The organism is Streptomyces sp. NPDC045998, from assembly GCF_056430285.1.
The window spans coordinates 297,311-319,928 of record NZ_JBWKLJ010000009.1 but is presented as its reverse complement, the minus strand read 5'-3'; the positions used below and the strand labels follow the sequence as shown (position 1 = coordinate 319,928).

The window sequence follows — 22,618 nt, the reverse complement described above, 5'->3', positions numbered from 1 at the left end:
GGCACCGGCCCTTCGCGCGTTGCGCGCCTACCCGACAACCACAATTCCACCGCCTACCACACGGCCCAGCATCCAATCTGCAACAACATGCTGGAGCTCTACGCAGCGTAGTCAGCACCAAGTCAGCACGGGAGTCAGCACGGCACTCCCCAAACCGTGCCCGAAGAGCGCAAGGCGGACAGCCTCTTCGGCGACCTCGTCGAGGCCGCCGCGGAGGCCCGGCATCGCCCCCATGGTGACCACGCGCACTCCGGGACCAAGAACTATGGTGTTCCACCACATACGCCACTGACCTGCATATTTCTACGGTGTGGTGACACGCAAACGTCCCCGTCAACCGCCAGGAAGTGGTGCCGATGTCCACCCCCGCGACCGCTCCGCCAGCCCCCTCCAGTCTCAAGCGCATCGTCGCCGCCAGCCTCATCGGCACGACCATCGAGTGGTACGACTTCTTCCTGTACGGGTCCGCCGCCGCGCTCGTGTTCAACAAGCTGTTCTTCCCCGACTCCGACCCGCTCGTCGGCACGCTCCTGTCGTTCCTGACGTACGCCGTCGGGTTCGCCGCGCGGCCGCTCGGGGCCCTCGTGTTCGGGCACTACGGGGACCGGCTCGGGCGGAAGAAGCTGCTCGTGCTCAGTCTGCTGCTGATGGGCGGGGCGACCTTCGCGATCGGGCTGCTGCCGACGCACGCCACCATCGGGTCGGCCGCTCCGGTGCTGCTCACCGTGTTGCGGCTGGTGCAGGGGTTCGCGCTCGGAGGTGAGTGGGGCGGGGCCGTGCTGCTGGTGTCGGAGCACGGGGACGCCGAGCGGCGCGGGTTCTGGGCGTCGTGGCCGCAGACCGGGGCGCCGGCCGGGCAGTTGCTGGCCACCGGGGTGCTGTCCGCGCTCACGGCGCTGCTGTCGGACACCGCCTTCACCTCATGGGGCTGGCGCATCCCGTTCCTGCTGTCCGGAGTGCTGGTGATCGTCGGTCTGTGGATCCGGCTGTCCGTCGACGAATCCCCCGTCTTCAAGGCCGCGTTGGCCCATGCCGAGGCCCGCAGGGAGGAGTCCGGGCAGCTGGAGAAGATGCCGCTCGTCGCCGTGCTGCGGCACCACTGGCGCGATGTGCTGGTGGCGATGGGCGCCCGGATGGCGGAGAACATCAGCTACTACGTGATCACCGCCTTCATCCTGGTGTACGCGACGACGTCGGCCGGGATGAGCAAGCAGACCGCCCTCAACGCCGTACTCCTCGCCTCCGTCGTGCACTTCGCCGTGATCCCCGCCTGGGGTGCGCTGTCGGACCGCGTCGGGCGGCGGCCGGTGTACCTGATCGGCGCGGTCGGCGTGGGGCTGTGGATGTTCCCGTTCTTCGCCCTCATCGACAGCGGCAGCTCCGGCGGTCTGCTGCTCGCCGTGACCGTCGGGCTCGTCCTGCACGGGGCGATGTACGCGCCGCAGGCGGCGTTCTTCTCGGAGATGTTCGCGACGCGGATGCGGTACTCGGGCGCCTCGATCGGCGCGCAGTTCTCCTCGGTGGCCGCGGGTGCGCCCGCGCCGCTCATCGCGACGGCGCTGCTCGCCGACTACGGCAGCTCCACGCCGATCGCGCTGTACGTCATCGCCGCGGCGCTGCTGACCGTGGTCGCCATCGGGTGCGCCAGGGAGACCCGCAGCCGGGACCTGGCCGAGGGGGACGAGGCGGACGAGGCGGACGAGGTCGCCGAGGTGGCCGACGACGCCCCGGGGCGCGCCACCGCGGACCGCTGAGGCGCGGACCGGAACGACGGGGACCGACGGGGACCGACGGGGACCGACGGCCGGCCGCACCCGCGGTCGGCCCTTTCGGTGGCCGGCCGTTTCGGTGGCCGGCCGTGATGGTTGGTCACCGGCCGTTTCGGTGGGCGACGGCCGTGTCAGTGGGTGACCGCGGCCGACATCGAGTGGAGCCGCAGCGCCAGCTGGATCTCCAGCGCACGGGACGGGGACTGCCAGTCCGGGCCGAGGAGACAGCCGATCCGGTCGAGGCGCTGCGCCACCGTGTTGACGTGGACGTGGAGCGCGTCCTTCGTGCGGGCCGGGCTCATCCCGCTGGCGAAGTACGCGTCGAGGGTGCGGACCAGGTCGGTGCCGCGGCGCCGGTCGTACGCGATGACCTGGCCGATCGTGCGGGTGACGAACCCGGCGATGTCGCGCGTGTCGGCGAGCAGCAGCCCCAGGAAGCCGAGGTCCTGCGCCGCGGCGCCTTCTCCTGAGCGGCCGAGCAGCCGCAGGGCCTCCAGGCAGCGGCGGGCCTCGGCGTACGCGGCGGATATCGCGCCCGGCCGGGTGGCGGGCGCGTCGACGGGTGAGGAGGCGCCGACGGTGACCGGTTCGCGCAGGGTGCCGCCGAGGTGCTTGGCCACCTGCCGGGCGAGGTCGGCGGCGGTGTCGTCGGGGCCGAGCGGCAGCAGCAGGACCGTGCCGCCGTCCCGCGCGGAGGCCAGTCCGTGCCGGGTCGCGGCCAGGTGTGAGGCGGCCGACCACAGGCGCTGCCGGTCGGCGCCGTCCCGTTCCACGCTGCCGGGCGCGGGCCGGTCGATCCGGGCGGCCAGCACGGCGTGCGGGGCGTCGAAGTCGGTACGCAGGCGGGCGGCGCGCTCCTTGAGCAGCCGCCGGTCGCGGTCGGGCGCGTCCAGCAGGTCGTCGAGGAGTTCGCCGCGTACCCGCTGCTCCGCCTCGCCGGCCGAGCGGCGGGCGAGCAGCAGCAGGGAGGTGACCATCGCGGCCCGTTCCAGGGTGCGCCGGTCGACCGGGTCGAGGTGCGGGTGGCCGTGCACGACGAGCGCGCCGAACACCTCGCCGCCCGCTGAGACGGCCGCCACCCAGTCGTCGCCGTGCCGTACGGCATGGCCGTCGCCGTGCGCCGCCGGGAGCGGGCCTTCGGCGAACTCCACGGTCCCGCCCAGCACCTCGGCGAGAGCGGCGGCGACGTCCTGCACTCCGCCGCCGCGCAGCACCAGCTCGGTGAGCCGGTCGTGGACGTCCGAGGCACGTTCGATGACGCCGCTGTGGGCGCGGATGATCGCGTTGGCCCGCTCCAGCTCGGCCAGCGCGGTCCGGGTCTCGGCGAGGAGGTTGGCGGTGTCGATGGCGACGGCGGCGTGGGCGGCGAACGAGCCGAGCAGGGCGATCTGTTCGCGCTCGAAGACCCGGGCCCGGCGGTCGGCGGCGAACAGTACGCCGATGACCTGGCTGCCCAGCATCAGCGGCACGCCGAGGATGGCGACGAGCCCTTCGTCCCGTACTCCGGAGTCGATGGCACGGGTGTGGCGGAACCGGTCGTCGTCGAAGTAGCTCTCCGTCACGTACGGGCGGGCGGTCTGGGCCACGAGCCCGCCGAGGCCCTCCCCCATGCCGAGCCGTAGTTGCTGGAAGCGCGCGGACACCGAGCCCTCCGTGACCCGCATGTAGGTGTCCCCGGCGGCCGGGTCGTTGAGGCTGAGGTAGGCGACCTCGGTGCCGAGCAGGGACCGGGCGCGCTGCACGATGGCCCGCAGCACCGCGTCGAGGTCGCGCAGCCCGGCGAGGTCGTGCGCGGTCTCGAAGAGCGCGGACAGCTCGGCCTCCCGGCGCCGCCGGCCCTCCAGCTCCGCGCGCACGCGCAGCGCGAGCTGCTTGGCCCGCTCCAGCGCGGTCAGCGCCTCGGGGTCCGCCCCGTCTGCGCGGGCGAGCAGCACGGGGCGGTCGTAGGCCTCCCCGGCCGCGCCACGGGCGAGGAGCTCCAAGTAGGCGAGCTGTGCGGGCTCGCCGAGTCGCTCGGGGTGATGAGGCTGATGGGGCAGGTCGGGCTGGTCGTCGGACATGGTCACAGGATTCCTGCCGTACGGGTGAGCGCACCAGCCCTGTGGACAACGCCGGGCGCGGCACGGGGCTCAGTGCGCGGTCCAGCCGCCGTCGAGGACGAGTGAGGTGCCGGTGACGAAGGAGGCCTGTGGTGCGCAGAGATACGCGACGGCCTCGGCGACCTCCTCGGGCTCGATGAGCCGCTTGAGCGCCGAGTCCTTCAGCAGTACGTCGGTGAGGACGCGCTCGCGCGGGACACCGTGCGCGGCGGCCTGGTCGGCGATCTGCGCCTCGACGAGCGGGGTGCGCACATAGCCGGGGCTGACGCAGTTGGAGGTGACTCCGTGCGGGGCGCCTTCCAGGGCGGCGGTCTTGGAGAGCCCCTCCAGGCCGTGTTTGGCCGCCACATAAGCCGACTTGTAGGCGGAGGCGCGCAGCCCGTGGACGGAGGAGATGTTGACGATGCGGCCCCACCCCTGCCCGTACATGTGCGGCAGCGCGCCCCTGATCAGGCGGAAGGGTGCTTCCAGCATCACGGTGAGGACGGTGTGGAAGACGTCCGGCGGGAAGTCCTCCAGCGGGCTCACGCGCTGCAGGCCTGCGTTGTTGACCAGGATGTCGGTGCCGGCGGCGGCCTCTTCGGCGGCGTCGAGGTCGGTGAGGTCCAGGAGGTGCGGGGCGACCGCGCCGGGCAGGCCGGGCGTCGCGTCGGCCAGCGCGGCCAGCGCGGCGAGGCCGTCGGCGTCCCGGTCGACGGCCCTGACCTTGGCCCCGGCGGCCGCCAGCCGGAGCGCGCAGGCCCGGCCGATGCCGCCCGCGGCGCCGGTGACGAGTGCGGTGCGGCCGCCGAGGTCGAGGGGGGTGACGAGGGGGTGGGGTGCGGTCATGCTCGGCACCCTATGAAGCCGGACGTCAGCGACGTATGTGGTCCGGCTCCACACTTCGCTTTACGGAGCCGTGGTGGCGAACCATGTGGGGTCGTCCGTGAGGGCCTGCTTGATCCGGAACGGCTCTCCCTCCCGCAGTGCCGGCAGCGCGTCGAGCGGGAACCAGCCCACCTCCAGCGACTCGTCGTCGTTGACGCGCGCCTCCCCGCCGACGGCCCGGCAGCGGAAGGTCGTGTCCATGAACTGGCACTGATCGCCGTTGGGGTACGTCACCGGCTCCCGCTGCGCCTCCACCAGGACGACCCGCTCCACCACGCACTCCACGGCGGTCTCCTCGTACACCTCCCGTACGGCGGCGACGGCCGGCTGCTCCCCCGGCTCCGGGATCCCTCCGACCAGCGACCACCGGTGGTTGTCCGCCCGTCTGGCCAGCAGGACCCGTCCCAGGTCGTCGAGGACGACGGCGGTGACGCCCGGCAGGAAGAGCAGCTGGTGGCCGGCGGTGGCCCGCAGGGCCCGGATGAAGTCAGGGGTTGCCATGCCCCTGACCTTAGGCCCATGCCCCGGGCCTCAGGCCACGGCCGAACGGCGGGGACGCCGTGCCCGGGCGGCGGCCCAGCCGAGCCCGGCCGCGGCGATCGCCACCAGGGCGGCCTCCGGGAGGGTGCCGAGGCGGGTGGCGGGGGTCAGGGAGGACCGCAGCGGTACCTCGGCGACCAGGGCGTCCGGGGTGAACATCCGGGACTCCCGGACGATGGTCCCGTCCGGCCGGATGATCGCGCTGACGCCGCTGGTGACGGGCACGACCACCGCGCGGCTGTGCTCGACGGCCCGCACGCGCGACATGGCGAGCTGCTGGTAGGTCATCTCGCTGCGCCCGAAGGTGGCGTTGTTGCTGGGCACGCTGATGAGCCGGGCGCCGTGCGTGACGGTGTCCCGTACCGCCCAGTCGAACGCCGCCTCGTAACACGTCGCCAGCCCCACCTTGGTCCCTGCGAGGTCGAAGACACCGACCTCGTGGCCCGGCCCGAAGTCCCGGCTGACGCGGTCGACGTCGCTGTTGAAGATCCGCACGAAGGACCGCATGGGGATGTACTCGCCGAACGGCTGCACGTGCCTCTTGTCGTACGTGTCGACCGGGCCGCGCCGCGGGTCCCACGCGATGAGCGTGTTGCGCAGCGGCCCTGTCTCGGGCGTGAGGACGGCGCCGACGACGATGGGGACGCCGATGGCCTTGGCGGCGCGGTCGATCGCGTCGTGGGCGTCGCCGTTGCGGTACGGGTCGAGGTCGGAGGAGTTCTCCGGCCACAGGACGAAGTCCGGCTTGGCGGCCTTGCCGGCCGCGACGTCCGCGGCGAGCTGCTCGGTGCGGTGGACGTGGTTGTCGAGGACCTGGCGGCGCTGGGCGTTGAAGTCCAGGCCCAGGCGCGGCACGTTGCCCTGGACGGCGGCGACGGTCGCGGTGCCGTCCTCGGCCGCGTCGGAGACGAGCGGCTGCGCGGCGAGGGCCGAGGTGACGGGGACGAGCACGGAGAGCAGGGCCGCGGCGAGCGGGCCGCGCGGCAGGGCGCCGGTGCTCCGGTAGGCACGCAGGGCGCGGGCCGCCTCGTAGAGGCCGAAACCGCACAGGGCGACGGCGAAGCCGAGGACGGGCGTACCGCCGACGGCGGCGAGCGGCAGGAACAGGCCGTCCGCCTGGCCGAAGGCGATCTTCCCCCAGGGGAAGCCGCCGAAGGGGACGCGCGCGCGTGCCGCCTCGCCCAGGACCCACACGGCGGCGGCGAACACCGGCCACGCGGGAAGCCGCGAGACGGCGGCGGTGAGCAGGCCGACGGCCGCCAGGAAGAGCGATTCGACGGCGACGAGCGCGAGCCAGGGCACGGCGCCGACCTCCTCGCCCGTCCACACCAGGAGCGGCAGGAGGAAGCCCAGTCCGGCGAGGTAACCGAGACCGAAACCGGCCCTCAGGCGCCGGCCGCGCAGCGCCCATCCGAGCAGGGCGAACCCGGGCACGGCGAGCCACCACAGGGGGCGCGGCGGGAAGCTGAGGTACAGCAGGACGCCGGAGAGCGCCGCCGCCCCGGTTCTCGGCAGCTGCCGCAGGAGCCGGGTGCTCCGCCGCTCCTCGGCGGCCGCGGGCGGAGGTGCGTCGTCGACGGGGGTCATGGTGGCGCTCACGAGCGGAGTCTACGGCGGCGCCCTGGAGGGACGGGAAACCGGTCAGGGCGACCCCCCTCGCCACCTCACCGCCTCCCGCGCCGTCCCTCTCACCGCCTGCCTCATCGTTTCTGCACAGGCTCTCCACATCTCGGTCCATGTGCCCTACGGTGAGCAACGGACCCCTCTCACCAGGGGGCCCGTCACTTTCGGGGGGGTTGACGGGGATGTTTGCCGTGTCGAAGCCGGTCGCGGACCGGTACCGGGGGACGGTCTTGCGCCAGGTGGCCTGGAACCGGGTGGCCTCACACCGGATGGTCCCGAAGCGGGCCGTCTCGAAGCGAGTGGTCCCGGTGCGTGTCGCGGACCCGGCTTCGGAGCACGTCGCGGACGGCGCTCCAGGAAGCGCGTCCGAGCAGGTCGGAAGCGCGTACGAGCAGGTCGCGGAGGTCCGCAGGGGCTCGGACGTCGTCGGTGCCGCCCTGCTCGGTGCCTGCGCCGTCGCGGCGCTGATCAGCGCGGCCGGGCGGGACGCGCGCCCCGAGGGGGTGCTGCTCGCGGTGCTCGCCGTCGCGGCGGGGTACGCGTGCGGCCGGATCGCCGGGGCGCTGCTGCCGGTGGCCGCCGCCGCGGGTGCGGCGCTGGGCGTCGTGGGCCTGGTCCTCGCGACGTGGCCCGCGCTGCCGGGCGCGACGGCCGTCGGCCCGGTTCCGCCCGGGAGCACCGGCGCGTACGCCGCGCTGGCGGCGCTGGCCGTGGGCTTCGCCTGCTGCGCCGCCGTGGCGGCCCGGCGCCCGGTACCCCGCCTGGTCCTGCGGCTGCTGGCCCTGGGGGTGGCCTGCGCCGCCTTCGCGCTGGGGTCGATGGCCGGAGGCGTCGCGGGGCTGCTGGTGCTGCTGCTCTCGCTGGCGGCGGTACGGATACGGAGGCGGCTGCCCGCGCTGGCGGCGCTGGCCCTGGCCGCGGGGGTGCTCGCCGGGATGCCGTGGGCGGTGGCCGCCGGCGCCGTTCCGGCGGGGCCGGCCGCCTCTGTGGAGGGCCCACTGACCTCGTACCGGACACAGGTGTGGCGCGACGCGGTCGGTGTCGCCCGGACGGATCCGCTCGTGGGGGTGGGGCCGGGCCGTTTCGGCGCTCTGAGTACGACGGCCCAGCAGTCGCCGCGCTCGGACGGCAAGCCGCACTCCGCGCCGCTCCAGCAGGCGGCCGAGCAGGGGCTGGTCGGCGTGGTCCTGCTGGCGGCGCTGTGCGGCTGGCTGCTGTACGGCCTGTGGCGCTCACCCCGCCCGACGCCGGTCGCCCTGTCCGCCGCCGCCGCGCTCACGGCGCTGGCCGCCTTCGCGGCCGTCGGCAGCGCGCTGAGCTTCACCCCGGTGACGACGGCCGCCGGCCTGCTGGCCGGCCTGGCGACGGCACACGCCCCGGCGACGGTACCGGGGGGCGGCAGCCTCAGAGGTTCTCAGGGTGCTCCTCGCGGCGGCTCTCACGCCGGCTCTCCCGGTGGTGGAGGGGCAGGCGGCGGCGGATGAAGCGGACCGCGCCCTCCGCGTCGTCGACCGTCACCGTGAAGCTGCGTCCGTCCCCCAGGGTGAGGACCAGCGCCTCGCCCCGGCGCACCACCACGGCCGTGCCCTTCTCCGGGCGCCAGCGGTAGCCCCAGCCGCCCCACTGGCGCGGGGTGACGGACGGGGCGAACTCGGCGCACACCACGTGCTTCAGCGGGATGCGGCGGCGCGGCAGGCCCATGTGGCCGCAGCGCACTTCGAGGGCGTCGTGGTCGACGGTGAGCTCGACGTGGACGAAGGCGAGCGTCCCGAAGAGCACCAGCAGGCCGGCCGCGACACAGCCGATCACCGCCATCAGCAGCGCCGCGACGCCCGAGGTCCACGGGGATTCGACGGCCAGCTCGACGCCGAGGGCCACGCAGGCCGCGCCCGCGGCGGCGAGGAGCCACTGGCCGCGGTTGGTCGCGCGCCCCGTCCAGACCTCGGACACCGGGTCCGTCGGAGGGGACGGCTGGCTGCGGGGGTGGTCCCTCATGCGTAGCAGCGTACTGACGTTCCGCGTTCGCGGCCCCTCGACGGGCGCCCCCGGAGCCCCGGGGCGGCTCGACGGGCCGCCCCCTCGGACCCCCCGGGCGGCTCGGCGGTGCGCCTCAGCGAGCGGGCGTGACGGCGGCCAGTACGCGGCCTTCGGCGTACGTGAGCGCCGCCTCCGGCAGCTCGGAGGGGCGGCCGCTGAGCAGCACCTCCAGGGAGGTGCTGGGCGTGGCGGTCGGGTCCGGGTCGGCTCCGATGCGGCGCAACGCCTGGGCGGCGACCGCGTCGGCGGAGCCGTACAGGGCGACGGGCGGCAGGCCGGCCGGCTGGACGGCGGCGCGGATGCGCTCGGCGAGCAGTTCGTAATGGGTGCAGCCCAGGACGACGGCCCTTACGTCGTCGGGCGTGAGGGCGGCCGCCGCCGCGATGGCCCGGTCGATGGCGTCCTCGTCGGCGTGCTGCACGGCGTCGGCGAGCCCGGGGCACGGCACCTCCGTGACGTCGACGGAGTCGGCGAAGTCGCGGATGAGCCCGCGCTGATAGGGGCTGCCGGTGGTGGCGGGGGTCGCCCAGATCGCCACCGGGCCTCCGCCGGCCGCGGCGGGCTTGATGGCGGGGACGGTTCCGATGACGGGGATCCCGGGCTCCAGCTCGGCGCGCAGCGCCGGCAGGGCGTGTACGGAGGCGGTGTTGCAGGCCACGATGAGCGCGTCGGGCCGGTGCGCGGCGGCCGCCCGGGCGACGGCGAGCGCGTGCTCCACGAGGTAGTCCGGCGTGTGCGGCCCCCAGGGCATCCCGTCGGGGTCCGAGGAGAGGACCAGATCCGCGTCCGGCCGCAGCCGACGCACGGCGGCCGCCGCCGGCAGCAGGCCGATTCCGGAGTCCATGAGCGCGATCTTCACCCGGTCACCCTAGCCGACGGCCCTTGCGCTCCCGCCATTGTGGGGCAGACTGCGACGAATGAGCACCATTGCGTGGATCGCGCTGGGGTCGTTGGCGGCGTGGGGCTGGCTGTTGCTCGGGCAGGGCTTCTTCTGGCGGACGGATCAGCGCCTGCCCCGCCGCGAGGCCCCCGCCCGCTGGCCGTCCGTCGCCGTCGTGGTGCCGGCCCGGGACGAGGCCGAGGTGCTCCCGGTGAGCCTGCCCTCGCTCCTGGTCCAGGACTACCCGGGACCCGCGTGGATCGTCCTCGTCGACGACGGCAGCAAGGACGGTACGGGCGACCTCGCCCGCGCGCTGTCCGTACGGTACGGGGGGCTGCCGCTGACGGTGGCGTCACCGGGTCCGCCGGAGGCCGGCTGGACCGGGAAGCTGTGGGCCGTGCGGCACGGCATCGCGGTGGCACGCGCGAGCGAGGCGTGGCCGGCGCCCGAGTACCTGCTGCTGACGGACGCGGACATCGCGCACGAGCCCGACAGCCTCCGCGAGCTGGTGGCCGCCGCCACCACGCGGTCCATCGACCTCGTCTCACAGATGGCCCGGCTGCGGGTGGCGAGCGGCTGGGAGCGGCTGGTGGTGCCGGCGTTCGTCTACTTCTTCGCGCAGCTCTATCCCTTCCGCCGGGTCAACAAGGACGGTGCGCGGACGGCCGCCGCGGCGGGGGGCTGCGTACTGCTGCGAACGGAAATGGCGGACCGGGCGCGCGTGCCGGAGTCGATCCGGCACGCGGTCATCGACGACGTGTCACTGGCGCGTGCGGTGCGGAGGGCGGGCGGCCGGCTGTGGCTGGGGCTCGCCGAGCGGGTGGACAGCATCCGTCCGTACCCGGGGCTCGGCAGCCTGTGGCGGATGGTGTCGCGCAGCGCGTACGCCCAGCTCCGGCACAACCCGCTGCTCCTGGCCGGCACGGTGGGCGGGCTGCTGCTGGTGTACGCGGCGCCGCCCGCCGCGCTCGCCGCGGGGCTGTTCGGGGGCGACACCGCGGCCGGGCTGCTGGGCGCCGGCGCGTGGGCGGTGATGACGGGTACGTACATCCCGATGCTCCGCTACTACCGCCAGTCGCTGTGGTCGGCCTTCCTGCTGCCGTTCACGGCGCTGCTCTATCTGTGCATGACGGTCGACTCGGCGGTGCAGCACTACCGGGGGCGCGGGGCGTCCTGGAAGGGCCGCACCTATCCGCGTCCGCGGACGGGACATTCGCGCGCCTAATCATGGACATGCCCGCCAGGCCCGACCCGCCGTCGTTTCCGCGTCGATCACCGCTCCGAACCCCGGACCACCTCAGGGGTTTTATGTAGCAACCATCGAAAACAAGGGCGGTTGGACCACCGGTAACCCCCTCCTCAGCACGGGCTTTAGCACTCCTCAGCACGGGCTTTAGCAGAAGAGACGCCCTATTTCCCCACGTTCGATCGCATTGGGTCCCGGTGGCCGCTCAGTACACGTAAAACAACCCTCTTACCGGGCTCCCCACTAAGCACATCGTGGGCTTAACTTATGTGCCATGACCTCCCCCCGTTCCTACGGCGGCGCTTACTACGGCGTGCCGTCGTTCCCGGACACCCCCATCTACGACTCCCTGGTCGCAGAGCGGGGCACGCCTCAGATCGCCCCGATCCGAGTGCCCGCCGCGTACGACACCGGCAGCAGCCACCTGCCGGCCCTTCCCTCGGCACTGCCCGCCCTCCCGGCAGCCCCCTCCCAGCCCGGTCCTTCCTACGGCGGCTCCTACGGTTACCCGCAACCGCAGTCGCAGCCGTACCCGCAGCCCGTCCAGGCGCAGATGCCGCAGCCCACGCCGCTGCACCAGGCGCCCGCGCCGTACATCCCCCAGCAGGCGACGGCGCCGCGCGGCTACCCCGCGCCGCAGGCCGCCCCGTACGCGCGGCCGGTCGCCACCGGCTACGAGGCGATGCGCCCGGCGGCGCCGCGCCCCGCTCCGGTGCCCGTCCAGCCCGCTCCGTACGACGACCCGTACAACCGCCCCTACCAGGGCGGGGGCTACTGACCGACCCGGCGCCCGGGGCGACTGGCAGGATGAGGCCATGCCCACTCCTGTACTGCGCTCCCTGCACATCCACCCGGTCAAGTCACTCGGCGGGTGCACCCCCGCCGAGGCGGTGGTGGAGCCGTGGGGGCTCGCCGGGGACCGCCGCTGGATGCTGATCGACACCTCGGGGAAGGCGGTCACCCAACGCCGTCACGCGCGGCTGGCGTTGGCCCGGGCCGAGCGGCTCGCGGACGGGGCGCTCCGGCTGTCCGCCCCGGGGTGCGAGCCGCTCACCGTCGCCATACCGTCCGGGTCGGCGGGAACGGTCACCGCGGACGTCTTCGGCACGAAGGTGGAGGCCGTACCGGCCGGCCCCACCGCCGACGCCTGGTTCGGCGACTACCTCGGCGACGAGGTGCGGCTGACGTACATGGACGAGCCCGCGCACCGCCGCCCCATCGACCCGGACTACGCACTGCCCGGCGAGACGGTCAGCTTCGCCGACGGCTACCCCCTGCTGGTCGCCACCACCGCCTCGCTGGACGCCCTCAACTCGCTCATCGCGCAAGGCGACCACCCGGACGAGGGCCCTCTGCCCATGGAGCGTTTCCGGCCGAACGTCGTCGTCGACGGCACCGAGGCCTGGGACGAGGACCACTGGACGCGGATCGCGATCGGCGAGGTCTCCTTCCGCGTCGCCAAGCCGTGCGGCCGCTGCATCGTGACCACCACCGACCAGCGCACGGCACAGCGCGGCAAGGAACCGCTGCGCACCCTCGCCCGGCACCGCCTCTTCGGCAAGCGGATGGTCTTCGGCCAGAACCTCGTCCCGGAGAACACCGGCACCCTCCGTACCGGGGACCGGGTGCAGATCCTCGAGCGCAGCTAGGGACAGCGGCCGCTCGGGGCCCGAAGAGGCCGGAACGGTGCGCATGGGCGGTGGTGTCACGGGAACCCGGGAGGTCCGTACGCGCGTTGACGGACACGGAAAGGGGGTGCTGGCCCGTTGCACACCGTCCTCGGGCTCTGGCGCTGGCGGCACAACCCCCTGCGCCGGACCACCGATCTCGCGGAGGCGTGGACCGCCTTCGCCGCCCTGCTGCTGATCTGTCTGGTCGCTCCCGCCGTGGGCTGGGCCTCCGGCGCGGCGACCGAAGCCTCCCTCCAACGGACGGCGCGGATCCAACACGAACAGCGCCACCCGGTCACGGCCGAGGTGATGGGCCCCGCCCAGGGGCACGAGGGGTCACCGCGCGCCCCGGAGGCATCCGCCGAGCACCGGCTGCGCGAGCCGGTGGCGGCGCGTTGGACCGCGCAGGACGGCACGGTACGGACCGGGATCGTGACGGCCGCCCGGCACACCGTGGAGCCGGGCGACACCCTGCGCATCTGGGTCGACGACCGAGGCCGCCCAGTGGACCGGCCCATGGACGCGGACACGGTCCGCGACCACGCCGTACTGGCCGGCATCGGTGTCGCCGTCGGGTTCGCCGGCCTGGTGGAAGTGGCCCGCAGAGCCGTCGTCGGGCGGTTGACGCGGCGGCGGTACGCGCGCCTGGACCAGGAGTGGGCCAGGACGGGTCCGGACTGGGGCCGGACGGGCGCGGACAGCTGAAGGACGCGAGGAGCCGCCCAGGGGAGTCTCAGGAGGCCGAGACCGGCCGACCCGCAGCCGAGTGCGACCGGGCCCCCGGCCGGGCACCACGCGGGCGACGCCGAGCCGCCCGACCGGTCAACTCGCCCTCGCCACGCGCGCTACGGTGGTGCGACCGTTTCGCAGCGACGCACGACGAGGTGGGGGGCTCAGCAGCACCATGGCACAGGGCACGGTCCAGGTGACGCACACCGGCACATCGCGGTGGCGGCGCCGCACGGGCGAGTACGCCTCCCTCGCCGCGGCCCTGGAGGCCGCCGCGGACGGCGACGTCCTGACCATCGCCCCCGGTACGTACCGGGAGAACCTGGTCCTGCGCCGCGCGGTCACCCTGCGCGGCGCCGACGGCGCGTCCGGCTCCGTGCGGATCGCCCCGGCCGACGGCGTACCGCTGACCGTACGGGCCTCCGCGACCGTGCAGGACCTGCAGGTGGAGGGGCAGGACAGCTCGGCGCCCGCCCTGCTCATCGAGGACGGTACGCCGGAGCTCTCGGACCTGCGGATCGTGACCCGTTCGGCCTCGGGGGTCGAGGTGCGCGGCGCCGCGCGGCCCACCGTACGGCGCTGCACCGTCGACAACCCGGCGGGCGTCGGCATCGGCGTACTGGACGGCGCGGGCGGCGTCTTCGAGGACTGCGAGGTGGTCGCGGCCGGGCAGGCGGGCGTCTCGGTACGCGGCGGCGCGCATCCGCGTCTGGAGCGGTGCCGGATCCACCACGCCTCCGGCGCGGGCGTGTCCGTGACCGGGGAGGGCAGCGGCCTGGAGGCGATCGGCTGCGAGGTGTACGAGATCAGGGGCAGCGGCGTCCAGGTGACCGCGCGGGCCGTCGCGCACCTGACGGACTCCTCGGTGCACCGCACCACGGCCGACGGCATCACCCTGGACACGGACGCCGCGCTCACCCTCTCCGACTGCGACATCCACGACGTCCCGGAGAACGCCGTCGATCTGCGGTCGCGCGCCGTGCTGACGCTGACCCGCTCGACGGTGCGGCGGTTCGGCCGCAACGGCCTGTCCGTGTGGGACCCGGGCACCCGCGTGGACGCCAACCAGTGCGAGATCCACGACAGCACCGGCGACTACCCGGCGGTGTGGGTCTCCGACGGCGCGGCCGCCGTCCTCGACGGGTGCCGTGTGCGCGACGTACCGGACGCCCTCTTCGTCCTCGACCGCGGCTCGCGCGTGGACGTCGTCGACAGCGACCTGTCGCAGGTGCGCAACACGGCGGTGTCGGTCAGCGACGGCGCCATCGCGCAGTTGGACGACTGCCGCATCCGGGAGGCGTCGACCGGCGCCTGGTTCCGGGACCACGGCAGCGGCGGCACGCTCAGCGGCTGCACCATCGACGCCGTGCAGACCGGGGTCATCGTCACCAAGGGCGCCGATCCGACGGTCGAGCGGTGCACGGTCACCTCCCCCGCCGAGGCGGGTTTCTACGTCTCGGCGGAGGGCCGCGGCACCTTCCACGGCTGCCGGGTGACGGGCAGCGGAGGGTACGGCTTCCACGTCATGGACGGCTGCCGCACGACGCTGCGCCGGTGCCGTACGGAGCGGTGCGCGCGCGGAGGGTACGAGTCCGGCGAGGACGGCCCCGTCATGGAGGAGTGCACGAGCGACGAGAGCGGCGTCGTCCGCACGGCACCGGAGGGCGCCGCGCACGGCACCGTGCGGACGGCGGCGCAGGCGCCCGCGGGCGGTCTGCTGGGCACGGTACCGGCGCAGCTCCCCGCCCTTCCGGAACGGGCCCCGGCCCCCGTCGCGGCGGCGGTCGTCCCGGTGACGCCCGACCCGCCCGTACGGGGCGCGCAGGACGTCCTCGGCGAACTGGACGCGCTGGTGGGGCTGGACAGCGTCAAGCGGGAGGTCCGCACCCTCATCAACATGATCGAGGTCGGCAGGAAGCGCCAGGAGGCGGGGCTCAAGGCCGCCTCCGTACGCCGCCATCTGGTCTTCACCGGCTCCCCCGGCACGGGCAAGACCACGGTCGCCCGCCTGTACGGCGAGATCCTGGCCTCCCTCGGGGTGCTGGAGCGCGGTCATCTCGTCGAGGTGTCGCGGGTGGACCTGGTGGGCGAGCACATCGGTTCCACCGCGATCCGCACCCAGGAGGCGTTCGACCGGGCGCGGGGCGGGGTGCTCTTCATCGACGAGGCGTACGCGCTCTCCCCCGAGGACTCGGGGCGGGACTTCGGGCGCGAGGCGATCGACACCCTGGTGAAGCTGATGGAGGACCACCGGGAGGCGGTCGTGGTGATCGTCGCCGGCTACACCGCCGAGATGGAGCGGTTCCTCACCGTCAACCCCGGGGTGGCGTCACGGTTCTCACGGACGATCACCTTCCAGGACTACGAGCCCGACGAGCTGGTGCGGATCGTCGGGCAGCAGGCCGAGGAGCACGAGTACCGCCTGGGCGCGGGCACGGGTGAGGCGCTGCTGAAGTACTTCACGGAGTTGCCGAAGGGACCCGCCTTCGGCAACGGCCGTACCGCACGGCAGACGTTCGAGTCGATGGTCGAGCGGCACGCGGGCCGGGTCGCGGCGCTCGCCGAGACGAGCACCGACGACCTGACCCTGCTCTATCCGGAGGACATCCCGGACATGCCCTGAGCCTCGTCCGCGCGCTGCTGCGGCACGGGCAGCGGCAGGGCGGGCGGGAGCCGGTCGAGCAGGACGGCGCGCTCCTTGGCGAAGACGGGGTCCGCCCGGTAGTCGCCGTGGCCCAGGACGGGCTCGGGCAGCGGGTGTTCGGGGGTGCGCCCGTACACGACCGGGTCGCGCAGCGCCTTGTGGTCGACCTCGGGCTTGTCGCCCTCGGCGGGGAGGTTCACCGGGCCGCCGATCGGGTCGGTACGGCGCCACAGGTTGCGCCAGCAGTGCACCTCGCGGTGGAGGGCGGCCAGCGGGACCGGACCGAAGTAGGCCGGGAACCACCGTCCGTACAGCCGCTCCAGGGGGGACCCGTACGTGAGCAGGGCGACGCGGCGGCGGGTCCCCGCCGGGAGCTGCCAGACGGCCGCCGCCGCGAGCACGCTGCCCTGGGAGTGGCCGGAGATGACCAGGCGCCCGCCGGTGCGGCCGGTCCAGGACGACATCCGCCAGGCCAGGTCCGGGACGGCCCGCTCGGCGTAGCAGGGCGGCGCGAACGGATGGGCGGCGCGCGGCCAGAACGTGCCGACGTCCCACAGGATGCCGATGGTGCGCCGCGCGGAGGCGTCCCGGTAGGCGCGCCGGCCCCAGGTGACGAACAGTATGAAGCCGAACCCGATCAGCCAGGAGCCGAGCGCCTGCGCGGCCTCGGCCACGCTCTCGACGAGGGGGTGCGTCCCCGCGAAGGCCTTGCCGGGCACCGTTCCGCTCGCGCGCGACCCGACGAGGGCGACCGCGCCGAGCAGCAGGGTGGCACCGGAGAGGATGCCGACGATGCCGGGCGCCGAGTCGGTGAGCGCCGCCCCCGCGCGGACGGCGGCGATGCGCCGGGTGCGGACGGGGTCGGGTTTCTCGCCCTCGTACTCCGCCTCCACCACGGGCCCGAGACGGCGGGCGGTGAGCGCGGTGCGGACGGCGAGGACGAGGGCGGGGATCAGCAGCAGGAGCAGCAGCACGGGGATGACCGAGGCCTGCCAGCTGAGCAGCACCGGCGGGCCCACGATGGGGCCCTTTCCGGTTCCGGGGGTGGCGGGACCGTCGAGCCAGTCGGCGACGCGCTGCGCGATCCCGCCGCTCATCACGCCGCCGAGCGCGCACGCGAGCATGGCGACGGTGGGGCCGCCGAGCCCGTACAGCACGGTACGCGTGTGCGGGGCGCGGCGGTGGAGCCGCAGGGCGACGGCGGCGAGGGCCAGGACGAGGACGCCCTGGGCGAGGGTGATGACGCTGAAGGCCAGGTCTCCGGGGAGGGTGCGCGCGGAGCGCCACGCGGGGCGGGACCAGGCGGCGTACGCCATCGCGAGGGCGAGCAGGGCGAGGGAGGAGCCGGGCAGCCAGCTGACGAGGGCGCGGTCGAGCCGGTTGTCGAGCCGCTTCTCGCTGCGCCCGCGGCGGCACACCACCCATGTCACGACCACCGCGCCGAGCAGCAGGGCGCCTTCCAGGGCCCAGCCGAGCAGCTCGCGCGTGGTGCCGGCCGCGCCGCGGTCGTAGCGGGCCGCCGCGCCGCCGACGGCGGCGGCGATGGTGAGGAACCCGGCGGCGGTGTGGGCGGCGCGCAGACGGGCGACGAGGCGCCGTCCGTACCAGAAGCCGGGGCGGCCGAGGGCGGGGCGCGGCTGCCGGTCGGCCGCCGTGCCGTCGCCGTCCTGCTCGCCGCGGGGCGGGCGTTGGGCCTCGTACGCGCTCCAGGTGCGGTTGGACAGGTACCACAGGAGTCCGACGAGCGCGGCGGGGACCAGTGCGGCGAGCGCGAGGCGGCGGCCGGGCTGCGACCACCAGCCGCCGCCCGTGACGGACAGGAACCCGAGCCAGGACCGTCCGTCGGCGCAGCGGGCGGAGCCCGCGCACTGCCAGGCCGTCAGGTCCAGCGCGACCTCGCAGGCGGCGGCGGTGAGCAGCACGGTGAGGCTGAGTGCGACGAGCCGTACGAGCACGCCGTAGAGCCGGACGGCGGCGGGCCGCCCTTCGGCCGGGGGCCGCATCCAGTGCGCGAGGTTGACCACCATGAACGGCAGGAGCAGCAGCCACAGGGCGCGCGATCCGTTGCCGGAGGTGAGGTTGCACCAGCAGTACGCCTCCTGGACCGGGCCGTGGCGGAAGCGTTCGGGCTCCTTCTCGGCGTCCCGGTCGGCGGTGCGGCGGAAGATGGCGGCGGTGTTGTCGCCGGTCACCCGTACGGTACGGGGGTCGTCGAGCATCTCCTCGGGCGTGGTGCCGCCGACGCCGTGGACGAGGAGTTCGAGCGCGGCTCCGGGGCCGGCGGGCTCCGTGGTGGCTGGGTGCACTTCGGCGGCTCGCTCTCTGCGGGGCGGAGGGGGCGGGGTGGAAAGGGGCGGGGCGTAAGGGAATGGGGTCGAGGGGGAATGGGGCCGAGGGGGGATGGGGCGGAGGGGGCGGGGCGGAGGGGGCGGGGCGAGATGGGCACGGGACGGAGGCGGAGTGGGGGCGCTTGACAAGAATCGTCCATGGGCGCGGCGATGTGTACGGCTCATTCACGCAATCTCCCCGCCGTACCGCGCCGTGCGGCGCGTGGCAGGATGAGGGATCCCTGGCGAGCGTGTCGACGACGTGGAAGGACCGGCCCCTGCGGTGAGCGACAACCAGAACCTCCTCGCGGAGCAGCGGCGCGCCTTGATCCTGGACGAGGTGCGGCGGCGCGGCGGTGTGCGGGTCAACGAACTCACCCGCAGGCTCAACGTGTCGGACATGACGGTCCGCCGCGACCTGGACGCGCTGGCCCGACAGGGCGTCATCGCGAAGGTGCACGGCGGGGCGGTGCCGGTGGCCGAGGCCAGCACGCACGAGCCGGGCTTCGAGGCGAAGTCGGCGCTGGAGCGGAGCGCGAAGGAGGACATCGCGCGGGCGGCCGCCGCGATGGTGGCGCCGGGCAGCGCGATCGCCCTGTCGGGCGGGACCACGACGTACGTGCTGGCGCAGCATCTGCTGGAGGTGCCGGACCTGACGGTGGTGACCAACTCGGTGCGGGTGGCGGATGTGTTCCACGCGGCGCAGGGCACGGCGTCGGGCGCCGGAGCGCCCCGGCCGGGCGCGGCGACGGTGGTGCTCACCGGCGGGGTCCGTACGCCGTCGGACTCGCTGGTCGGGCCGGTGGCCGATCAGGCCATCCGTTCGCTCCACTTCGACGTGCTGTTCCTCGGGGTGCACGGCATCTCGGTGGAGGGGGGCCTGTCCACGCCGAACCTCGCGGAGGCGGAGACCAACCGTCGTCTCGTCCGTTCCGCACGGCGGGTGGTGGTGGTCGCCGACCACACCAAGTGGGGCACGGTGGGCCTGAGTTCCTTCGCGCGCCTGGACGAGGTCGACCACCTGGTGACGGACGCGGGCCTGTCGGCCGAGGCGCGGGCGGAGATGGCGGAACACCTGCCGGGCCTGATCGTGGCGGGCGGGGACACCGGCGACACCGGCCCGGACAGGGGCGCGGACACGGGCTCTGGCACGGGCTCTGGCACGGGCGAGGGCTGATCCGAGGGTGGCCGTTTTCCGGATCGAGCGATGGGCGCCGCTGGACGCCGCCGAGGCGTGGCGGCGGGTGACGGACTGGCCGGCGCACGGAGCCCGCGTGCCGTTGACCCGGGTGGCCCCGGTGCCGGACGGGCCGACGCGGAGGGGCGGCCGGATCAACGCGCGTACCGGGATCGGACGGTTCGGGTTCGACGACCCGATGGAGGTCGTGCGCTGGGAGCCTCCGGCCCCCGGCCGGACGGTGGGCGTGTGCCGCCTGGAGAAGCGCGGACGGGTGGTCACCGGGTGGGCGGAGATCGCCGTCCACCCGACCACGGGCGGCCGCACGCGTGTGACGTGGACCGAGGAGCTGCGCGTACGGGGCCTGCCGCGCGCCTGCGACGGGCTGCTGGCGCGCGCCGGGCGGCTGGTCTTCGGACGCACCCTGGCCGGGCTGCTCGAAGCCCGCTGAGCGGACGGGTCCAGGGCCCTTCGGCGTCTACTCGGGCCAGGATCCGCTGCGCAGGAACTCGTCGATGGCGGCGCTGTACGGGGCGATGTCCAGGCCCTGTTCGGCCAGCCAGTCGTCGGAGTAGTACTTGTCCAGATAGCGCTCGCCGGGGTCGCAGATGAGCGTGACGACGCTGCCGGTGCGGCCCTGCGCCACCATCTCGGCGACGATCTTCAACGCGCTCCAGAGGCCCGTTCCGGTGGAGCCGCCCGCCTTGCGGCCGATGGCGTTCTCCAGCGCCCGTACGGCGGCGACGCTCGCCGCGTCCGGCACCTTCATCATCCGGTCGATGGCGCCGGGGACGAAGCTCGGCTCCATCCGGGGGCGGCCGATGCCCTCGATGCGGGAGCCGCAGTCACTGGCGGCCTGCGCGTTGCCGGTGGTCCACCCTTCGAAGAAGCAGGAGTTCTCCGGGTCGGGGACGCAGATGCGGGTGTCGTACTGCATGTAGCGCACGTAGCGGGCGATGGTCGCCGACGTGCCGCCCGTGCCCGCCGTGGCGACGATCCACGCCGGTTCCGGATAGCGCTCCAGGCGCAGCTGCTGGTAGATCGACTCCGCGATGTTGTTGTTGCCGCGCCAGTCGGTGGCGCGCTCCGCGTACGTGAACTGGTCCATGTAGTGGCCGCCGGTCCGGGCGGCGAGGGCCGCCGCCTCCTCGTACATCATGCGCGAGTCGTCGACGAAGTGGCACTGGGCGCCCTGGAATTCGATGAGCCGGATCTTCTCGGGGCTGGTGGTACGCGGCATGACGGCGATGAACGGCACGCCGACGAGGCTCGCGAAGTACGCCTCGGAGACGGCCGTCGAACCGCTGGACGCCTCGATGAGGGGCTTGTCGGGGCGGATCCAGCCGTTGCACAGCCCGTAGAGGAAGAGCGAACGCGCCAGGCGGTGCTTGAGGCTGCCGGTGGGGTGGGTGGACTCGTCCTTCAGGTAGAGGTCGATCCCCCAGCGCTCGGGCAGCGGGAAGCGCAGCAGGTGCGTGTCGGCGGACCGGGTGGCGTCGGCCTGGACCTTGCGTACGGCGTCCTTCAGCCATGCGCGGTAGTCCGGATCGCTCCGGTCCACGTCGAGGGTGGGCGCCGGTCGGTTCATCCCGGCGGCCCCTGTCGTCCCGGCCTGCTCACCAGTGCCCACGCGTCGCGCTCCTCAACTGTCTCCACTGCCGTCTCTCTGTGAACATACCCCCCTCACCTGCGCAAACGTTCACTTTGATGCTCCATAGGACCGGCTTGGGGAACGGCCGGCCGACGCGCCCTGGTGTACACGCGGGTACTTGTGCAGACTGACCGGACCGACAAGCCGCACGAAGGGGGCGGGACAGTCATGGCTGGGCCTGATTTCAGTGCCACGGGCGTACGGATCGAGCGGTGGCCGCGTTCGCTGACGACGGCGGGCGAGGTCCTGATCGAGGACGGCAGGCTGGCCCTGCTCACCAGCTGCGGGCGGGTGATCGACAGTGCGCCCGTGCGCGCGGTCCGGGCGGGCAGGCCGTGGTTCGCGGGGCGCGGTGACGCGACCGTGGCGACGCTCAACGGCCATCGCTACCGGCTGACGATGGGACGACGCGGCCGCGGGCCGGGCGGACCCACGAACATGGCCGGGTGCTTCCTGGAGGCGGTCCGCACGGCGGGCACAGCGAAGGACCGGGGCGAGGGCCCCGCCAAGGACCGGGCCGCGGACCGGGCCAAGGACCGAGCCGGGTAACGAGCCGGGGACCGAACCGGCCGTTGAGCGGTCGGTTGAGCCAAGGGCATTGCAATTGCATGAACCGAACCGTGATCGGTGGCCGCGAGTTGCACAACGGTCACCGCTGGTTCACGCTGGTTTGACATCACTACTCAGGGTGCACCGGCGGTGACGCTGCGATCCAGCCCGCCGGACCGAACAGCCAGCCATCTACTGGATCCGATCTCCGTCTTCTTCCGGACCTCATTTCGGGGAGTCGCAGCCGTGATCAGCCAGGCAAGCAGGCAGTGCACGGTAGAGCTCCAAGCCCTGCCGTCGCGGATCGGACAGGTCCGCAGAATCGTGTCGGCGCAACTGCGCTACTGGAATCTCGACAGTCTGATCGAGAAAGCCGCACTCGGTGTCACCGAGCTGCTGACCAACGTCCACCAGCACGCCCAACCGGACAAGGTGTGCACCGTCGAGCTCGAGCTCCTGCTCGACCGGCTGACGGTCTCGGTCCACGACCACGACCCCCGCCTCCCGACGGTCCTGACTCTCAACCCCGCCGACCCGCTCCCGACTTCGGGGCGCGGGCTGGCCCTGATAGAGGCGTTCAGCGAGAGCTGGGGCGCGCGGCCGCAGGGCGACTCCGGCAAAGTCGTCTGGTTCACCCTTCCGGCGCCCTCGGCCACTCCCCTGCCGCCGATCCCTTCGCTCCCGGTGTACGGGGCGGCCGGCGGCGCGCCGTTCACGGAACCGGTCCCCTTCGAGACGGTCGAGGCCGTGCGCGAACGCCCCCCGGCCGACCGTTCGCCCGCCGTGGCGGGCTGACGGGGCGACACCCGG

At 73.9% G+C, this 22,618-nt stretch carries 19 protein-coding genes; 11 read left to right on the top strand and 8 right to left on the bottom strand.

The genetic code is table 11. The annotated features are described in order from the left end of the window. Positions 1-356 precede the first annotated feature (356 nt). Positions 357-1,754 (top strand): MFS transporter, encoded by a 1,398-nt coding sequence (locus AC07FJ_RS26505; RefSeq protein WP_479051798.1) that lies wholly within the window; start codon positions 357-359, stop codon positions 1,752-1,754. Positions 1,755-1,900: 146 nt separating this feature from the next. Here the strand turns inward: AC07FJ_RS26505 and AC07FJ_RS26500 are convergent, their stop codons facing one another. The 4 genes from AC07FJ_RS26500 to lnt form a co-directional block, all read right to left on the bottom strand. Then, positions 1,901-3,829, bottom strand: a complete 1,929-nt coding sequence (locus AC07FJ_RS26500; RefSeq protein ID WP_479051797.1) for a helix-turn-helix domain-containing protein — start codon at positions 3,827-3,829, stop codon at positions 1,901-1,903. 69 nt (positions 3,830-3,898) lie between these two features. Beyond that, positions 3,899-4,696: a 3-hydroxybutyrate dehydrogenase gene (locus AC07FJ_RS26495; RefSeq protein WP_479051796.1), complete on the bottom strand. Its 798-nt coding sequence runs from the start codon at positions 4,694-4,696 to the stop codon at positions 3,899-3,901. A gap of 60 nt (positions 4,697-4,756) precedes the next feature. Beyond that, the gene (locus tag AC07FJ_RS26490) at positions 4,757-5,236 is read right to left on the bottom strand and encodes an NUDIX hydrolase (protein WP_479051795.1); all 480 of its coding nucleotides are present in this window, start codon (positions 5,234-5,236) and stop codon (positions 4,757-4,759) included. A 30-nt stretch (positions 5,237-5,266) separates the two neighbouring features. Further along, positions 5,267-6,874, bottom strand: a complete 1,608-nt coding sequence (lnt, locus tag AC07FJ_RS26485; protein ID WP_479051794.1) for an apolipoprotein N-acyltransferase — start codon at positions 6,872-6,874, stop codon at positions 5,267-5,269. Between the two features lie 215 nt (positions 6,875-7,089). Here lnt and AC07FJ_RS26480 point away from each other — a divergent pair, with 215 nt between their 5' ends. Then, a complete protein-coding gene (locus AC07FJ_RS26480; RefSeq protein WP_479051793.1) occupies positions 7,090-8,382 on the top strand; it encodes an O-antigen ligase family protein in 1,293 nt (430 codons plus the stop codon). On the opposite strand, the gene AC07FJ_RS26475 is transcribed toward AC07FJ_RS26480, so the two are convergent. Together AC07FJ_RS26475 and AC07FJ_RS26470 are read right to left on the bottom strand one after the other, a co-directional pair. After that, positions 8,303-8,893, bottom strand: coding sequence for a hypothetical protein (locus AC07FJ_RS26475; RefSeq protein WP_479051792.1), 591 nt, complete (start codon positions 8,891-8,893; stop codon positions 8,303-8,305). The genes AC07FJ_RS26480 and AC07FJ_RS26475 overlap by 80 nt on opposite strands. Positions 8,894-9,008: 115 nt before the next feature. After that, positions 9,009-9,794, bottom strand: coding sequence for a glutamate racemase (locus AC07FJ_RS26470; protein WP_479051791.1), 786 nt, complete (start codon positions 9,792-9,794; stop codon positions 9,009-9,011). Positions 9,795-9,852: 58 nt separating this feature from the next. Here AC07FJ_RS26470 and AC07FJ_RS26465 point away from each other — a divergent pair, with 58 nt between their 5' ends. From AC07FJ_RS26465 to AC07FJ_RS26445, 5 genes are all read left to right on the top strand, one after another. Further along, the gene (locus AC07FJ_RS26465) at positions 9,853-11,040 is read left to right on the top strand and encodes a glycosyltransferase (RefSeq protein ID WP_479051790.1); all 1,188 of its coding nucleotides are present in this window, start codon (positions 9,853-9,855) and stop codon (positions 11,038-11,040) included. A gap of 295 nt (positions 11,041-11,335) precedes the next feature. After that, complete coding sequence (locus tag AC07FJ_RS26460) at positions 11,336-11,839, top strand: DUF6643 family protein (protein WP_468291839.1); 504 nt, start codon at positions 11,336-11,338, stop codon at positions 11,837-11,839. Positions 11,840-11,876: 37 nt separating this feature from the next. Further along, positions 11,877-12,710: an MOSC domain-containing protein gene (locus AC07FJ_RS26455; RefSeq protein WP_479051789.1), complete on the top strand. Its 834-nt coding sequence runs from the start codon at positions 11,877-11,879 to the stop codon at positions 12,708-12,710. A gap of 117 nt (positions 12,711-12,827) precedes the next feature. Then, entirely contained in the window at positions 12,828-13,436 is a 609-nt protein-coding gene (locus AC07FJ_RS26450; protein ID WP_479051787.1) for an Rv1733c family protein, read from the top strand. Between the two features lie 199 nt (positions 13,437-13,635). Further along, positions 13,636-16,083, top strand: coding sequence for a right-handed parallel beta-helix repeat-containing protein (locus tag AC07FJ_RS26445; RefSeq protein ID WP_479051786.1), 2,448 nt, complete (start codon positions 13,636-13,638; stop codon positions 16,081-16,083). Here the strand turns inward: AC07FJ_RS26445 and AC07FJ_RS26440 are convergent. Further along, positions 16,053-18,410 (bottom strand): hypothetical protein, encoded by a 2,358-nt coding sequence (locus AC07FJ_RS26440; RefSeq protein WP_479051784.1) that lies wholly within the window; start codon positions 18,408-18,410, stop codon positions 16,053-16,055. The genes AC07FJ_RS26445 and AC07FJ_RS26440 overlap by 31 nt on opposite strands. A gap of 304 nt (positions 18,411-18,714) precedes the next feature. On the opposite strand from AC07FJ_RS26440, the gene AC07FJ_RS26435 reads away from it, so the two are divergent. Continuing rightward, positions 18,715-19,608 (top strand): DeoR/GlpR family DNA-binding transcription regulator, encoded by an 894-nt coding sequence (locus tag AC07FJ_RS26435; RefSeq protein WP_479051783.1) that lies wholly within the window; start codon positions 18,715-18,717, stop codon positions 19,606-19,608. A 7-nt stretch (positions 19,609-19,615) separates the two neighbouring features. Then, on the top strand, positions 19,616-20,059 hold the full coding sequence (locus AC07FJ_RS26430) for an SRPBCC family protein (RefSeq protein ID WP_479051781.1): 444 nt from the start codon (positions 19,616-19,618) through the stop codon (positions 20,057-20,059). 27 nt (positions 20,060-20,086) lie between these two features. Here AC07FJ_RS26430 and cds1 read toward each other — a convergent pair whose 3' ends face one another. Further along, positions 20,087-21,196, bottom strand: a complete 1,110-nt coding sequence (cds1, locus tag AC07FJ_RS26425; RefSeq protein WP_479051847.1) for an L-cysteine desulfhydrase Cds1 — start codon at positions 21,194-21,196, stop codon at positions 20,087-20,089. A gap of 231 nt (positions 21,197-21,427) precedes the next feature. Here cds1 and AC07FJ_RS26420 point away from each other — a divergent pair, with 231 nt between their 5' ends. Then, entirely contained in the window at positions 21,428-21,808 is a 381-nt protein-coding gene (locus tag AC07FJ_RS26420) for a hypothetical protein (RefSeq protein WP_479051780.1), read from the top strand. A gap of 246 nt (positions 21,809-22,054) precedes the next feature. Then, positions 22,055-22,603: an ATP-binding protein gene (locus tag AC07FJ_RS26415; protein WP_361420057.1), complete on the top strand. Its 549-nt coding sequence runs from the start codon at positions 22,055-22,057 to the stop codon at positions 22,601-22,603. The last annotated feature ends 15 nt before the right edge of the window (positions 22,604-22,618 follow it).

What these genes read in the sequence shown, in the direction of transcription:
- AC07FJ_RS26460 (WP_468291839.1), top strand. Translation starts at nt 11,336, where the DNA reads ATGACCTCCCCCCGTTCCTACGGCGGCGCTTACTACGGCGTGCCGTCG.
- AC07FJ_RS26500 (WP_479051797.1), bottom strand. Translation starts at nt 3,829, where the DNA reads ATGTCCGACGACCAGCCCGACCTGCCCCATCAGCCTCATCACCCCGAG.
- AC07FJ_RS26445 (WP_479051786.1), top strand. Translation starts at nt 13,636, where the DNA reads ATGGCACAGGGCACGGTCCAGGTGACGCACACCGGCACATCGCGGTGG.
- AC07FJ_RS26420 (WP_479051780.1), top strand. Translation starts at nt 21,428, where the DNA reads ATGGCTGGGCCTGATTTCAGTGCCACGGGCGTACGGATCGAGCGGTGG.
- AC07FJ_RS26505 (WP_479051798.1), top strand. Translation starts at nt 357, where the DNA reads ATGTCCACCCCCGCGACCGCTCCGCCAGCCCCCTCCAGTCTCAAGCGC.
- AC07FJ_RS26495 (WP_479051796.1), bottom strand. Translation starts at nt 4,696, where the DNA reads ATGACCGCACCCCACCCCCTCGTCACCCCCCTCGACCTCGGCGGCCGC.
- AC07FJ_RS26455 (WP_479051789.1), top strand. Translation starts at nt 11,877, where the DNA reads ATGCCCACTCCTGTACTGCGCTCCCTGCACATCCACCCGGTCAAGTCA.
- AC07FJ_RS26475 (WP_479051792.1), bottom strand. Translation starts at nt 8,893, where the DNA reads ATGAGGGACCACCCCCGCAGCCAGCCGTCCCCTCCGACGGACCCGGTG.
- AC07FJ_RS26490 (WP_479051795.1), bottom strand. Translation starts at nt 5,236, where the DNA reads ATGGCAACCCCTGACTTCATCCGGGCCCTGCGGGCCACCGCCGGCCAC.
- cds1 (WP_479051847.1), bottom strand. Translation starts at nt 21,196, where the DNA reads ATGAACCGACCGGCGCCCACCCTCGACGTGGACCGGAGCGATCCGGAC.
- AC07FJ_RS26465 (WP_479051790.1), top strand. Translation starts at nt 9,853, where the DNA reads ATGAGCACCATTGCGTGGATCGCGCTGGGGTCGTTGGCGGCGTGGGGC.